The sequence below is a fragment of the Streptomyces sp. NPDC045678 genome (genome assembly GCF_056432085.1).
This window is the reverse complement of the sequence record NZ_JBWKJS010000009.1, coordinates 265,209-278,864: the sequence shown is the minus strand read 5'-3', so window position 1 is coordinate 278,864 and position 13,656 is coordinate 265,209. Positions and strand designations below refer to the sequence as shown.

Here is a 13,656-nt window from a genome sequence, read left to right as displayed (position 1 = left end):
TCGCGCCCCATCATGGTGGATTCGCCCGGCTCGACCGGTTCCGACTCCTTGACAGCCCGGTTTGGTACGAGCCAATATCCACTATCCGATTGGCCTGGACCAATCAGCAGGAGCCCCGCCGTACTCTCTGTGCACCCGCACACCACGTGCACCGCACGTCCCACGCATGTACCCGCAACTTCGGAGGTCGCGCCATGGCACCGAGCAGTGACCCGACTCTGGAGCACCTCGCCCACTCCGTGCTGCAGCCCGGCTTCGAGGGCACCACGGCCCCCGCCTGGCTGCGCCGCAGGATCGCCGAGGGTCTGGGCTCCGTCGTCCTGTTCGCACGGAACATCGAGACGCCCGAGCAGGTCGCCCGGCTCACCACGGACCTGCGCGCGGAGAACCCGGACCTGATCGTCGCCATCGACGAGGAGGCGGGCGACGTGACGCGTCTGGAGGCGTGGACGGGCTCGTCCCGCCCCGGCAACCTCGCCCTCGGCGCCGTCGACGACATCGATCTGACCGAGCGGGTGGCCCACGACATCGGGCGCGATCTGCACGCCGCGGGTGTCTCCCTCAACTTCGCGCCGAGCGCCGACGTGAACTCGAACCCGCTCAACCCGGTGATCGGCGTACGCTCCTTCGGCTCCCGCACCGACGTCGTGTCCCGGCACACGGCCGCCTGGGTCCGCGGCCTCCAGGACGCCGGCGTCGCCGCCTGCGCCAAGCACTTTCCCGGCCACGGCGACACGGTCGTCGACTCGCACTACGGCCTGCCCCAGGTGAAGGGCTCCGCCGAGGAGATCGCGCTGACCGCGCTCCCGCCGTTCATCGCGGCGATGGAGGCGGGCGTACGCGCCGTGATGACCGCGCACCTCCTCGCCCCCGCCTACGACCCGGACCTGCCCGCGACCCTCAGCCACCGCATCCTGGTGGAACTGCTGCGCGGGGAGCTGAACTTCGACGGTCTTCTGGTCACCGACGGCATCGAAATGGGCGCGGTCACCGACCGCTACGGCATCGACGGCGCGACGGTCAAGGCCGTGGCCGGCGGTGTGGACGCGGTGTGCGTGGGCGGCGAGAGTGCCGACGAGGCCACGTTCGACCTGCTCTCCACGGCTCTGGTGAAGGCGGTCATCGACGGTACGCTGCCCGAGGCCAGGCTCGTCGAAGCGAGCACGCGCGTACGGGAGTTCGCCGCCTGGTCCGGCGAGCGGTCCCGCGCCGTCGCCCGCGCGGCGGGCCCCACCGACATCGGCCTGGTCGCCGCCCGCCGCGCCGTGCGCGTGCACCACCGCTCCGGCACGGCGAACGCGTCGCTCCCCGTCGTGGGCGTACCGCACGTCGTGGAGCTGTCCCCCCCGATGAACCTGGCCATCGACGGCCACACCCCGTGGGGAGTCGCCGAACCGCTGCGGGACCTGCGCCCCGGCACCACGTCCGTGCGTCTCACCGAGCCCGACCTCGCCCACGCCGGCGACCTCCTGGACCGCGAGGTGCTGACCCCGGCGACGGGCCGCGCCCTGGTGGTCGTGGTCCGTGACGCGGCCAGGCACCGCTGGATGACCGACACCCTCAACCGCATCCTGCGGTGCCGCCCCGACGCCCTGGTCGTGGAGATGGGTGTCCCGGGAGGCGACGCGCTCGGCGCCACCCGTCTGATCACCCACGGCGCGACCCGTGTCTCGGGCATCGCGGCGGCGGAACTGCTCGCGGGCGGGGGTCTCACCCCTTCAGCGGCCCCTCGCAGCTGAAGTCCGCGCTGCCCGCGCGGCCGTCGGACCAGATGTCGACCTTGCCGAACGAGCAGTTCATGTCGGCCAGGTTGTTGTCACCCGCCGTGGACCGTTCGAGGAGGAAGTAGTCCACGGTCTCCGACATGTCCTTGAACACGGCGTCGGGGTCGCCGGACGCGCCGAGGTTGGCGGTGATGCGGCCCGTGCAGGTGTACCGCGGCCGCTCCGGCGCACCGTTCGAGCGGCAGTCGGGCGTGATGCCCGTCGTCGCCGCGACGGAGGCGCGGACCTGATCGGCGGTGGTGTCGCGGAGCTCGGCGACCGGCACGTACGCGGTGTCGGGCACGAAGAGGTCGTCGACGTGCGCGATCTGCTTGTCGAGGAAGGCGTCGTACTGGCTCTGCAGGCCGCCGTCCTTGCCGAGCCGGTCGCGCCAGGCGTCGAAGCGCGCCGGGTCGTCGGCCCGCAGGTACCCGTACATCTCCTTGAGCAGGGCGGGGCGTTCGGTCCACAGGAACTCGAAGAACGTTCCGGCGTAGTCGTAGAAGCGGAAGCCGTCGCCGTCGTACGTGGCGTGCAGGAGCCGGTCGACGGTCATGCGCGGGCCGCCGTTGGCCGTGTCGTCGATGATGCCCCGGACCAGTGACTTGCGGACCTTGATGCCGTCGTCGCGGGTGGCGCCGTCGAAGAACTCGGCGGTGCCCTCGTCCATCGCGGTGGTCCGGTCACCCTGGTACCAGGGCCCCTCGCCGAAGAACCCCGGGACGGCCCAGCGGCCGTTGAGGTAGTGCGTGTACTCGTGGCGGAAGAGCTCCTCCAGCGTCAGCGTGGAGTCCTGCGGGACGCGCCGCTGGTAGGTGTAGAAGGTCGCGCCGCGTTCGATGTAGACGCCGCCGTTGTTCGTGTCCATGCCCGTGAGGAGCGGATGGTAGTTCTCGTAGTCCGCGCGCGAGGCGTAAAGGACCGTCGTAAGCGTGGTGTTGGGGTCGCCCGCGAGCGGCTCCTGGGTGCCGAGGACCCGGTGAAACTGCGCCTTGACCTGCTTGCTCGCGTAGTAGAGCTGGTCGACGGTGCCCCGGTCGAGCGCCGTGCGGACCTTCATGCCGCCCTTGTCGTACGTGTAGGTCTGCGGGAACAGACGGCGCTCGATGTCGGCCTTGCACACCTTGTACGGCGCGCAGGCGTCGAACTCGTTCAGCCACGTGGCGACCTTCGCCCAAGGGGCGCTGCCCTCGCCGAAGTTGCGGACGGTGACGTCCACGAGACCGCCGAGGCCGGAGACGATCTCGCCGGTGAGCCCGTCGATCTGCCCGAACCTGCCGTATTCGCTCAGTGCGTCGCGCACCACCCAGGCGTTGGCGGTGCCCTTGAGATGGGTGTACCCGCCGAAGGCCTTGAAGGCGGCGCGGTAGGACGGGTCGGCCTTCACCGCGGCATGGAAGGCGGCGTCCCGGTTGCCGGGGTACACGCCGAGATAGCTCAGGGAGAGCGCGGCGAGCGCGGAGCCTGCCCACGCGGTGTCCTTCGCCGTACCGGGGTGCTTGGCGTCCATGGTGGCCAGCACCCGTTTGATCAGCGGGAGTTGGTGCTGCCGCAGGCCCGGCGCGCTCGCCGCGTAGAGCGCCTCGCGCAGCGACTCGGCGTTGCTGCGGGTCACGTCGAAGGTGCGGGGCGCGGAGCCGAAGGCGTCGACGGCGCGCCGCATGGCGTCCACGGTGGGCGCGTCGGTGACGTCGATCTCGTCGTGCGAGAAGTCCTGGTAGGCGACGGCGTGGAGATACGTGAGCATCTCCAGGAGGTTGCTGCCGTTCTTGCCGTCGTGGGCGGCCGCCAGCCCGGCGGCGCGGCGGGAGACCGCCTGGACGTGCGCGTCCGACATGACGGGGGCGAGCCGCGCGTCCCACGTCCAGATCAGGGTGCGGAGACAGCCGTCCGCGGTGACGGCGGGGTCGGCGAGGAAGTCGGCGAACCGGTCGGGCGAGAGTCCGGTGACGCCGTCGAGGGTGCAGGGCGCGGCCTTGGCGGAGACCGCCTTCGGCTTCGCATTCGGCTTGGGCGTGCGGGCGCCGGGAGTGCGGCCGTCCGTGAGCCCGCCGGGCGCCGGGATCTCGTAGGCGCCCGGCTTCGGGGCCTTTGCCCGGCGGTCGACCACGTCCTGGGGGTTGGGGGCGGTCGGCGCCGCGGCGGCGCGGGGTTTCCCCGGGGAGGGGGAGGGCTCGGCCGCGTGTCCGAGCTGGACGGCCGAGGCGCAGAGGGTCGCCGCTATCGCGCCGGCGAGCACGGATCTGCGCAGGGTGCGTAGACGTATCCGGGACATCTGGGACACCGATGACTCCTGTGTGGGAGGTGGGGGCTGAGGTGCGGTGCACGTGACGCGTGACGCCAACTGACGTACACGCGTCGACCTTTGAGGCGTTTCCTCATGGCCGCCGCTGCGTCATGTGATGCGTAACGTAGTAATGTGATATTGCACTGACAACCCCTCAGGACACCTTGGACGCCTCGGATTTCGCCCTCAGCGGCCGTCGGCGTCTTTCGCGCCCGGTTCGCGCAGCGTGCGCAGGAGGAGCCAGCCGAGCGCGGGCAGCACGATCAGCGGCGCGAGCGCCACCCGTAGGGAAGCGGCGTCCGCGACCGCCCCGATCGCCGGGCTCGCCAGGCCTCCGATGCTCACGGTCAGCCCCAGGGTGACGCCGCTCGCGGTGCCCATGCGCCGCGGCAGGTAGTCCTGCCCGAGGGTGATGTGCAGGGAGAACGGCACGTAGAGGGCGGCCGAGGTGAGCGCCACGAAGACGTAGAGCAGTGGTCCGGGGACGAGGACGACTCCCGCCACCGCGAGGACCGCCAGGGCGTACGACCACCGGACGACGGGGAGGCGCCCGTACCGTGCGGCGAGCCGTCCGCCCGTGACGGTCCCGACCGCGCCGCCGACGTAGAGCACGAACAGGGCCACGGTGCCCGCGACTTCGCCCCCGCCGGTGCGCTCGCGGACGTACAGCGCGACGAACGTAGCCAGTCCGGTGAAGACGATCGAGCGGCAGACGACGGCACCGGACAGCCTGAGGAAGGACGGCCAGTCGTCCTCGGCGGCCACCGGACCTCCGCTGTGGACCGCCGTCTTCGGGTCCGCCGCGTCCCGCGCCCTGAGGCCCCGCAGCGCCGCCGCGCAGAGCACCGCTCCCGCGAGGGAGGGCACGACCAGGAGCGGGGACGCGCGCAGGCCGCCCGTGGCGACGACAGCGGAGACCAGCAGGGGGGCGGTCGCGAAGCCGAGGTTGCCGCCGAGCGAGAACCAGCTCATCGCCGTGTGGCTCCCCCGGCTCGCCTGCCGGGCCACGCGTGCGGCCTCCGGATGGTACGCGGCGACGCCGATGCCGGACACGGCGACGACCAGCAGCGTCACCGGATAGCTCCCTCCGACCCCCGCGAGCGCGACCCCGGCACCGCCCACCAGGGTGCTCCCCGGCAGCAGCCACGGCATGGCCCACTTGTCGGTGAGCGCCCCGAACAGGGGCTGGACGACGGAGGAGAGCAGGGAGGCGGCGAGCACGATGCCGGACGCGGCGGCGTAGGTATAGGCGCGCTCGGCGACGAAGAACGGCACGAGGGCGGCGACGGCACCCTGATAGACGTCCACGCAGGCGTGGCCGAGGGCAAGAAGGGCGATGGGGCGGCGGAGGGACGGGGTAGGAGGTGCGGTGGCGGCTGCGGGGACTTTCGTTCGGTTCGACACCGCCTCATCGTCGCCACGCGCCACCCTGGCCCGCTTCCGATAAAATGCCATCCTGTGCCGAAAATCCGCCACACCCCCGAGGCGCCGACCGCCATCCGGGAACTGTCCCCCGGCGAGCGCATCGACGCACACCGCCACGACGACCACCAGATCGTCTACGCGGGCTCCGGCGTCGTGGCCGTCACCACCGACGCGGGCACCTGGTTCGCGCCCGGCACCCGGGCCATCTGGGTCCCCGCCGGCTGCGTCCACGCCCACCGCGCCCACGGCCACCTGGCCCTGCACCTGGTCGGCCTGCCCGCCGGCACGAACCCCCTCGGCCTCGACGCCCCGACCGTGCTCTCCGTCGGCCCGCTCCTGCGTGAACTGATCCTCGCCTGCACCCGCGACCCGGAGGACGCCTCCCCGGAACGCCGACGTCTGCGCGCCGTGCTCCTCGACCAGCTGCGCGCGTCGCCGCAGCAGCCCGTACAGCTGCCCACGCCCTCGGACCCCCGCCTCGCCGCCGTCTGCGACCGGCTCCACGACGACCCCGCGGACCCGCGCGGCCTGGCCGAACTGGCCGCCGCGGCGGGAGCGGGCGAACGCACCCTGAGCCGGCTCTTCCGCCGCGAGCTGGGCATGACGTTCCCGCAGTGGCGCACCCAGCTGCGCCTCTACCACGCGCTGCGCATGCTGGCCGACGGCACGCCGGTCACGGCCGTCGCACACCGCTGCGGATGGTCGTCGACCAGCGCGTTCATCGATGTGTTCCGCAGGGCGTACGGGTACACGCCCGGGACGCATCAGCGCCGCGACTGAGACCTCCACGCGTCCGGCAACTTCCTTACGCGTACGGCCTCTTGGCACCGCCAGTGCCATGTGAAATATTACTGCCGTGCTCACGAGACACTCGTCCGAACGGTCACACCTCTCCCACCCCGCCCGCGCCTCGGACCTCATAGTGGTCGGGGCGGGAGTGGTCGGCGCCGCGTGCGCCTACTACGCCGCCCGCGCCGGCCTCCACGTCACCGTCATCGACCGCGGCCCGGTCGCCGGCGGCACCACCGGTGCGGGTGAGGGAAACCTCCTCGTCTCCGACAAGGAGCCGGGCCCGGAGCTGGAACTCGCGCTCCACTCCAGCCGGTTGTGGCGCGAGCTCGCCACCGAGCTCTCCTCCCGCATCGAGTACGAGACGAAGGGCGGCGTGGTCGTCGCCTCGACCGAACCCGAACTCGCGGCCCTGCGCCGTCTCGCCGCGCGGCAGCGGCAAGCGGGCGTCGTGGCCACGGAGGTCCCGGCCGACCGCATCGCCGACCTCGAACCCCATCTCGCGCCGGGCCTTGCGGGCGGCGTCCACTATCCGCAGGACGCCCAGGTGCAGCCCGCCCTCGCCGCCGCACACCTGCTGCGGGCGGCCGCCGACGCCGGGCGCCTCACGCTCCGGCTCGGCGAGGAGGTCACCGCGATCCTCACCGGCAGGCGGGGCGAGGTGCGGGGCGTCCGGACGACGCGGCACGTCGAGGTGCACGCGCCGCACGTACTCAACGCCGCCGGTACGTGGGGCGGTCAACTCGCCCGTCTCGCGGGCCTGGAGCTCCCGGTGCTCCCCCGCCGCGGATTCGTCCTCGTCACCGAACCGCTGCCGCGCGTGGTGCGCCACAAGGTGTACTCCGCCGAGTACGTCGCCGACGTCGCGAGCGGCTCGGCGGCGCTGCAGACCTCCGCCGTGGTGGAGGGCACGCCCGCGGGCCCGGTGCTGATCGGGGCGAGCCGGGAGCGGGTGGGATTCGACCGGACGCTGTCGGTGGAGGCCCTGCGCCGCCTCGCGGGCCAGGCGGTACGCCTGTTCCCGTCCCTGGCACGGGTGCGGGCGATCCGCACATACGCCGGGTTCCGCCCGTACCTGCCGGACCACCTCCCGGCGATCGGCCCCGACCCGCGCCTCCCCGGGATGCTGCACGCCTGCGGCCACGAGGGCGCGGGCATCGGCCTCGCCCCGGCGACGGGGGCGCTGATCACCGCGTTCCTGACGGGCGACGAACTCCCCTTAAATGCAGCCCCGTTCGCACCGGAGCGCTTCGCACGTGAGGAGGCAGTGCGTTGAATCCGACCGAGCTCGTGGGTGCCTCCCCCGGGCCGACCTTCACGATCACCTTCGACGGGCGTCAACTCGACGTGCTGCCGGGCCAGTCCATCGCGGCCGCGCTCTGGGCGGCGGGCATCCTCTCGTGGCGGACCACGAGGGGTGGCGGGCGGCCGCGCGGGGCGTTCTGCGGCATCGGCCAGTGCTACGACTGCCTCGCCACCGTCAACGGCCGCCCGAACAGGCGCGCCTGCTTGGTCACGGCCGGCCCCGGCGACACGGTCACGACGCAGGAGGGGAACGGCCATGACGGGCATGTCGGGTTCGAGGACTGACGCGGCTCATCCGGACGATGCGGCCGGGGGTGCTGCGGGTGCAGGGGGTGCTGCGGGTGCCGGGGGCGCCCGGGGCGCTACGGGTACTGCGGGCGCCGGGGGCGCTGAGGGTGCCGGGGGCGCTGGGGCGTTGTCCGAGCACGAGCCGTACGATCTCGTGGTGATCGGTGCCGGTCCCGCGGGCCTCGCGGGCGCCGTCACGGCCGCCGAACTCGGTTTGACCGTCGCCATGTTGGACTCGGCGCAGCAAGCGGGCGGCCAGTTCTACCGCCACCCCGCACCGGCCGCACGCGCCACCCGCCCCGAAGCCTTGCACCACGACTGGCCGGCCTTCACCGACCTGCGCGACCGGCTGCGAACCGGCGGCGTCATCTGCCTCTTCGACCACCACGTCTGGACGGTGGCGCGAGAGGCCGAGGACGACTGGACCGTCCACGCTCTGACCGGCGACCCCGGCGACCCCGTCCATTCCGACGGCCCCGGTGGGCCTCGTGAGCGCGGTGACGGGCAGCGCTCGGTGCGACTGCGGGCGCGCGCGATCCTCCTCGCGACCGGCTCGTACGAGAGGCAACTCCCCTTCCCCGGCTGGACGCTGCCCGGTGTCGTCGGCGCGGGCGGCGCCCAGGCCATGCTGAAGTCCGGCCTCGTCCTGCCCGGCAACCGCGTGGTTGTCGCCGGCAGCGGCCCGCTCCTGCTCGCCGTGGCAGGCTCACTCGTCACGGCCGGGGCCGAGGTGCCCGAACTGATCGAGGCGGCCTCGTATTTCGGGTACGCACGCCACCCACGCGCCCTCGCCGCCCAGCCCCACAAGCTGGCGGAGGGCGCACACCATGCCAAGGCCCTGCTGCGCCACCGGGTCCGGCCCCGCACGCATCATGCGGTCACCGAGGCGCACGGCACGGACCGCGTGGAAGCGGTGACGGTCTCCCGCCTCGACCCCGAGTGGCGTCCGATACCGGGTACGGAACGGCGTGTCGACTGCGACGCCCTGGCCGTCGGCCACGGCCTGATCCCGCAGATCGACCTGGCGACCGGCCTTGGCTGCGCGACGCGCCGCACCGCCGACGGTACGTACGCCCTGGCTCTGAGCCCGCTGCAGGAGACGTCGCTGCGCGGCCTGTGGTCGGCGGGCGAGACGTCAGGCGTGGGCGGCGCGCAACAGGCACTGTTGGAAGGCCAGTTGGCGGCACTGGCCGTGGCGTCCCGACTGACCGGCCGACTGACCGGCCGACTGACCGGCCGACTGACCGGCCGACTGACTGGTAGACCCCCCGCCCCTCTCTCGCGCCTGCGTTCCCTGCGGCACCGCCGCGACCGCGCGAACGCCTTCGCCGACGCGATGGCCGTCACACACGCGCCGGGTCGGGGCTGGTCGCGATGGCTCTCCGACGACACCGTCGTCTGCCGCTGCGAGGAGGTCACGGCGGGCCGCATCCGGGAGGCCGTCACGGAGTACGGCGCCCAGGACGCACGCTCCGTGAAGCTGCTCACCCGGGCGGGCATGGGCTGGTGCCAGGGCCGGGTGTGCGGATGGGCCGTGTCCTGCCTGGCGTCATCCCCTGGCGCGGCCACCACGGAAGACTCCGCAGAGGCTCCCTCGCAACGGCCGCCGGGCTCCGGCCCCGACCGACGCCCGCTGGCCACGCCGATCCCCTTGGGCGTCCTGGCCGACCTGACCACCCCGGAACAACAACCTCCCTCCCCTCTCGTCCCTGATCTCCTCGCCCCTGATCTCCCGCCCCACCACCCGACCGAAGGGCAGCCGTCATGACCGCCGGAAACTGGACCACCGACCGCCCCTGGCGCGGCATCATGGTCGCCACCGCGCTCCCCCTGCGCGAAGACCTCTCCATCGACTACGACGCGTACGCGGAGCACGTCGGCCACCTCATCGGCAACGGCTGTGACGGCGTCGTACCCAACGGCTCCCTCGGCGAGTACCAGACCCTCACCGACGACGAGCGCGCCCGCGTCGTCCGTACCGCCGTCGAGGCCGCGGGCGACGGCGCCCGCGTGATGCCCGGCGTCGCCGCGTACGGCAGCGCGGAGTCCCGCCGCTGGGCCGAGCACGCCGCGGACGCGGGCTGCGGCTCCGTACTCCTCCTGCCGCCGAACACCTACCGCGCCGACGAGGAGGCCGTACGTTCCCACTACGCCGAGGTCGCCAAGGCCGGCCTGCCGGTGGTCGCGTACAACAACCCCCTCGACACCCGCGTCGACCTGACCCCCGACCTGCTGGCGCGGCTGCACGGAGACGGCACCGTCGTGGCGGTGAAGGAGTTCTCCGGCGATGTCCGCAGGGCGTACGAGATCGCCGAACTCGTACCGGACCTCGATCTGTTGATCGGCGCGGACGACGTCCTGCTCGAACTCGCCCTCGCGGGCGCCGTCGGCTGGATCGCCGGATACCCGAACGCCTTCCCCGCCACCTGCGCGGAGCTCTACGACGCCGCCCGCGCCCACGACCTGGCGACGGCGCTCCCCCTCTACCGCTCGCTGCACCCGCTCCTGCGTCAGGACTCCAAGACGGAGTTCGTGCAGTCCATCAAGTTGTCGATGGACATCGTGGGCCGGCGCGGCGGCCCGACGCGCCCGCCGCGCTCCCCGCTGTCCGGCGCCACGGAGGCGCTGGTGCGGTCGGCCACGGAGAAGGCGATGGCGGCGGGCCACCGCTGACCGCCGAGGGCCCCCGTACGACCGCCGAGGCCCCCGTACGACCACCGAAAGCCCCCCTATAACTCACGTACGACCACCGAAAGCCCCCTACAACTCACGTACGCCCGCCAAGAGTCCACGCACGCCAGACAACCGGAGGGAGAGACGCCCATGCGCACCCGTCACGTGTTCCACGCCGTCGACTCGCACACCGAGGGCATGCCCACCCGTGTGATCACCGGCGGCGTCGGGGTGATCCCGGGCGCCACCATGGCCGACCGCAGACTGCACTTCATCGAGCACATGGACCACCTGCGCACGCTCCTGATGTACGAGCCGCGCGGCCACTCCGCGATGAGCGGAGCCGTCCTCCAGCCACCGACCCGTCCCGACGCCGACTACGGAGTCCTCTACATCGAGGTGTCCGGGCTCCTCCCGATGTGCGGCCACGGCACGATCGGCGTGGCGACCGTCCTCGTCGAGACCGGCATGGTGCGGGTCACCGAGCCGGTCACGACCGTACGCCTGGACACGCCGGCGGGCCTGGTCGCCGTCGACGTACGGGTGACGGACGGCGCGGCCACCTCGGCCACGCTCACCAACGTTCCCGCGTTCTGCGTCGCCCTGGACCGCAAGGTCGAGGTGCCGGGGCACGGCACGGTGACGTACGACATGGCGTACGGCGGCAACTTCTACGCCTTCGTGCAGCTCGACGCGCTGGGGCTGCCGTTCGACCGCTCCCGCAAGGACGACCTGCTCGCGGCGGGGCTCGCCATCATGGACGCGATCAACGCGTCGCCGGACCGCCCGACGCACCCCGAACAGCCGGACATCGGCGGGGTCAAGCACGTCTACCTGGCCGCACCCGGCTCGGACGCCCGCCGCTCCCGGCACGCGATGGCGATCCATCCGGGCTGGTTCGACCGCTCGCCGTGCGGGACGGGCACCTCCGCACGCATGGCGCAGCTGCACGCCCGGGGCGAACTCCCGCTGGACCGCGACTTCGTCAACGAGTCGTTCATCGGCACGGAGTTCACGGGCCGCCTGGTGGCGGAGACGGAGGTGGCGGGTCTGCCCGCGGTCGTGCCACGGATCACCGGCCGGGCCTGGATCACCGGCACGGCCCAGTACTTCCTGGCCCCCGACGACCCGTTCCCCGCGGGCTTCACGCTCTGACCTACGTGTCCCCCACAGCCTCCGTAGTCCCCCGGCGCCCCCGGGCCCCCCAACTGGCAACGTGACATTGTACTTTGGTGATCCGCGCGGGCGCGGGTACCACCGGAGGGGACACCATGGGGCACCTGAAGCAGAAGAACCTCATCACCACCAGGGAGCGGCTGCGCGACCAGGTCGGCCACGCACTGCGGGCCGCCCTGATCTCGGGCGAGCTGCGCCCCGGCGAGATCTACTCCGCGCCCGGCCTCGCCGAGGACTTCGGCATCTCGGCGACGCCGGTGCGCGAGGCGATGCTCGACCTGGCCCGCGAGGGACTGGTCGAGCCGGTCCGCAACAAGGGCTTCCGGGTCACCGAGGTGAACGAACGCGACCTCGACCAGTACACGGAGATCCGTGCCCTGATCGAGATCCCCATGATCGGCAGGATCACACGCACCGCCGCGAAGGAGGACCTGGAGGTCCTGCGCCCCATCGCGGAGGAGATCGTGCGCGCTGCCCGCGACCACGACCTCATCGCCTACCTGGAGGCCGACCGGCGCTTCCACCTCTCGCTCCTCGCCCTCTCGGGCAACGACCGCCTGGTCGAAACGGTCGGCGACCTCCGCAAGCGCTCCCGCCTCTACGGCCTGACGGCGCTGGACGAGCGCGACCAGCTGACCCCGTCGGCCGAGGAGCACATCGAGCTCCTCGACCTGATGCTGGCGGGCGACGCCAAGGGAGCGGAGAAGTGCATGGCGCGACACCTGGGGCACGTACGTTCACTGTGGGCCACGACCTGAAGGCCCTCGGACCGCACGCACCCGCAGTTCGCACGGATCCCAGAGAACGGAAATGGTGCCGCCCGAATCCCGGTCGGCACCATTCGGCGTCCTGCTCCACTGCCCTGTGTCCGAGGGGGGACTTGAACTCTCCACTCGGACACCAGCACTTTGCTCGGTGGACCTGCTGATATGCCCAACCCGCCGCAGAGTTGCCGGCTGGCATTGGTCATGCGTTCCCCCTGTTTCAGACCGTTTCGGACCGCTGTTGGTCATGCGTCGGTCACGTGACCAACCAGGGCAGGGCGGGGCCCCTTGGCCCATCCACCCACGATCGTCTGTGGCATGGTGTCGCAATCTCTGGTCAGCCCAGGGCTGCCACCGCACCCGCAATGAGGGAGCGGGCCGCCGCTCCCCGTGCGGCCTGCTGTGAGAGGCGTTCAAATGCGCGGGCGTACAGCTCGACCTGACTCGGCTGTGTGAGGGTGGAGGCGGCATCCAGCGTGTCAGCGTGCACCCTCTGGTCGTCGAAGATCGTGAAGGTCGGCATGGGCCAGATGGCCCGCTGTTCCGAGAACGGGACGATGCCCACTGCGACGTTCTGAAGTTCCATGACCCCGAGTAGGTGGCCAAGCTGCGCCGCCATGGTGTCGGCGCCGCACAGCCGGTATCGCAACACCGACTCCTCCAGCACGAAGGAGAACCGGCGTCCGCCCTTGCTCAGCACCTCGTTACGCCGTATCCGAGCTGTCACGGCGTCGCTCACGTCATCCGGTGTCCCACGGAAATCCGCAATGGAGGAGAGCAACGCGGAGGCGTACCCCGGAGTCTGAAGGAATCCGGGAATCACGTCGGATACGTAGACGCGGAAGGCTTTAGTTTGTTGGTACAGGTCGCCGGTGCTCTCTTGGAGTCTCCGGAGACCTGTTCGCTGGAGCCGCTTCCACTCCACATGTGCTTCAGCAGACTGCCTGTTGGCCGCGATCAGATCGGGGGACTGTTCCTCGGCGGCGCAGGCCCGGCACCACGCTCGGATGTCGGCATCAGACGGAGGCGTCTTGGCGTTCTCGATCCGGGACGACTTCGATTCCGACCAGCCGCACCTGACAGCCAGCTCCCGCCCGCTGATTCCCGCGTCTTTCCGGATCTCACTCAGGCGGCTCGAAAGATTCTCTCGGGCCTTCTGGACACGTGAAGAGGGGTGCGGGGTCAT

11 protein-coding genes are annotated in these 13,656 nt (G+C 71.8%); 8 read left to right on the top strand and 3 right to left on the bottom strand.

The annotated features are described in order from the left end of the window. The first annotated feature begins 194 nt into the window (after positions 1 to 194). Complete coding sequence (locus AC07DO_RS30220; RefSeq protein WP_479063887.1) at positions 195 to 1,739, top strand: glycoside hydrolase family 3 protein; 1,545 nt, start codon at positions 195 to 197, stop codon at positions 1,737 to 1,739. Here AC07DO_RS30220 and AC07DO_RS30215 read toward each other — a convergent pair. Together AC07DO_RS30215 and AC07DO_RS30210 are read right to left on the bottom strand one after the other, a co-directional pair. Then, the gene (locus AC07DO_RS30215) at positions 1,711 to 4,038 is read right to left on the bottom strand and encodes a collagenase (RefSeq protein ID WP_479064204.1); all 2,328 of its coding nucleotides are present in this window, start codon (positions 4,036 to 4,038) and stop codon (positions 1,711 to 1,713) included. The genes AC07DO_RS30220 and AC07DO_RS30215 overlap by 29 nt on opposite strands. 198 nt (positions 4,039 to 4,236) lie before the next feature. Beyond that, complete coding sequence (locus tag AC07DO_RS30210) at positions 4,237 to 5,388, bottom strand: MFS transporter (RefSeq protein WP_479064202.1); 1,152 nt, start codon at positions 5,386 to 5,388, stop codon at positions 4,237 to 4,239. A 120-nt stretch (positions 5,389 to 5,508) separates the two neighbouring features. Between AC07DO_RS30210 and AC07DO_RS30205 the strand changes: the two genes are divergently transcribed. The 7 genes from AC07DO_RS30205 to AC07DO_RS30175 all read left to right on the top strand — a co-directional run bounded on the left by AC07DO_RS30205 (position 5,509) and on the right by AC07DO_RS30175 (position 12,464). Further along, entirely contained in the window at positions 5,509 to 6,255 is a 747-nt protein-coding gene (locus tag AC07DO_RS30205; RefSeq protein WP_479063886.1) for an AraC family transcriptional regulator, read from the top strand. A 76-nt stretch (positions 6,256 to 6,331) separates the two neighbouring features. After that, positions 6,332 to 7,540, top strand: a complete 1,209-nt coding sequence (locus AC07DO_RS30200; protein ID WP_479063885.1) for an NAD(P)/FAD-dependent oxidoreductase — start codon at positions 6,332 to 6,334, stop codon at positions 7,538 to 7,540. Further along, positions 7,537 to 7,854, top strand: a complete 318-nt coding sequence (locus AC07DO_RS30195; protein WP_479063884.1) for a (2Fe-2S)-binding protein — start codon at positions 7,537 to 7,539, stop codon at positions 7,852 to 7,854. The genes AC07DO_RS30200 and AC07DO_RS30195 overlap by 4 nt, the downstream gene beginning before the upstream one ends. Before the next feature lie 160 nt (positions 7,855 to 8,014). Further along, positions 8,015 to 9,625, top strand: a complete 1,611-nt coding sequence (locus AC07DO_RS30190; protein WP_479063883.1) for an FAD/NAD(P)-dependent oxidoreductase — start codon at positions 8,015 to 8,017, stop codon at positions 9,623 to 9,625. Next, positions 9,622 to 10,530, top strand: coding sequence for a dihydrodipicolinate synthase family protein (locus tag AC07DO_RS30185; RefSeq protein ID WP_479063882.1), 909 nt, complete (start codon positions 9,622 to 9,624; stop codon positions 10,528 to 10,530). Before AC07DO_RS30190 ends, AC07DO_RS30185 begins: the two co-directional genes overlap by 4 nt. Before the next feature lie 150 nt (positions 10,531 to 10,680). Next, positions 10,681 to 11,685, top strand: coding sequence for a proline racemase family protein (locus AC07DO_RS30180; protein WP_479063881.1), 1,005 nt, complete (start codon positions 10,681 to 10,683; stop codon positions 11,683 to 11,685). Between the two features lie 116 nt (positions 11,686 to 11,801). Further along, positions 11,802 to 12,464, top strand: coding sequence for a GntR family transcriptional regulator (locus AC07DO_RS30175; protein ID WP_479063880.1), 663 nt, complete (start codon positions 11,802 to 11,804; stop codon positions 12,462 to 12,464). A gap of 343 nt (positions 12,465 to 12,807) precedes the next feature. Here the strand turns inward: AC07DO_RS30175 and AC07DO_RS30170 are convergent, their stop codons facing one another. Then, positions 12,808 to 13,656: a helix-turn-helix domain-containing protein gene (locus AC07DO_RS30170; RefSeq protein WP_479063879.1), complete on the bottom strand. Its 849-nt coding sequence runs from the start codon at positions 13,654 to 13,656 to the stop codon at positions 12,808 to 12,810.

Coding starts and splice junctions, on each gene's coding strand:
- AC07DO_RS30220 (WP_479063887.1), top strand. CDS start 195: ATGGCACCGAGCAGTGACCCGACTCTGGAGCACCTCGCCCACTCCGTG.
- AC07DO_RS30215 (WP_479064204.1), bottom strand. CDS start 4,038: ATGTCCCGGATACGTCTACGCACCCTGCGCAGATCCGTGCTCGCCGGC.
- AC07DO_RS30185 (WP_479063882.1), top strand. CDS start 9,622: ATGACCGCCGGAAACTGGACCACCGACCGCCCCTGGCGCGGCATCATG.
- AC07DO_RS30180 (WP_479063881.1), top strand. CDS start 10,681: ATGCGCACCCGTCACGTGTTCCACGCCGTCGACTCGCACACCGAGGGC.
- AC07DO_RS30175 (WP_479063880.1), top strand. CDS start 11,802: ATGGGGCACCTGAAGCAGAAGAACCTCATCACCACCAGGGAGCGGCTG.
- AC07DO_RS30170 (WP_479063879.1), bottom strand. CDS start 13,656: ATGACCCCGCACCCCTCTTCACGTGTCCAGAAGGCCCGAGAGAATCTT.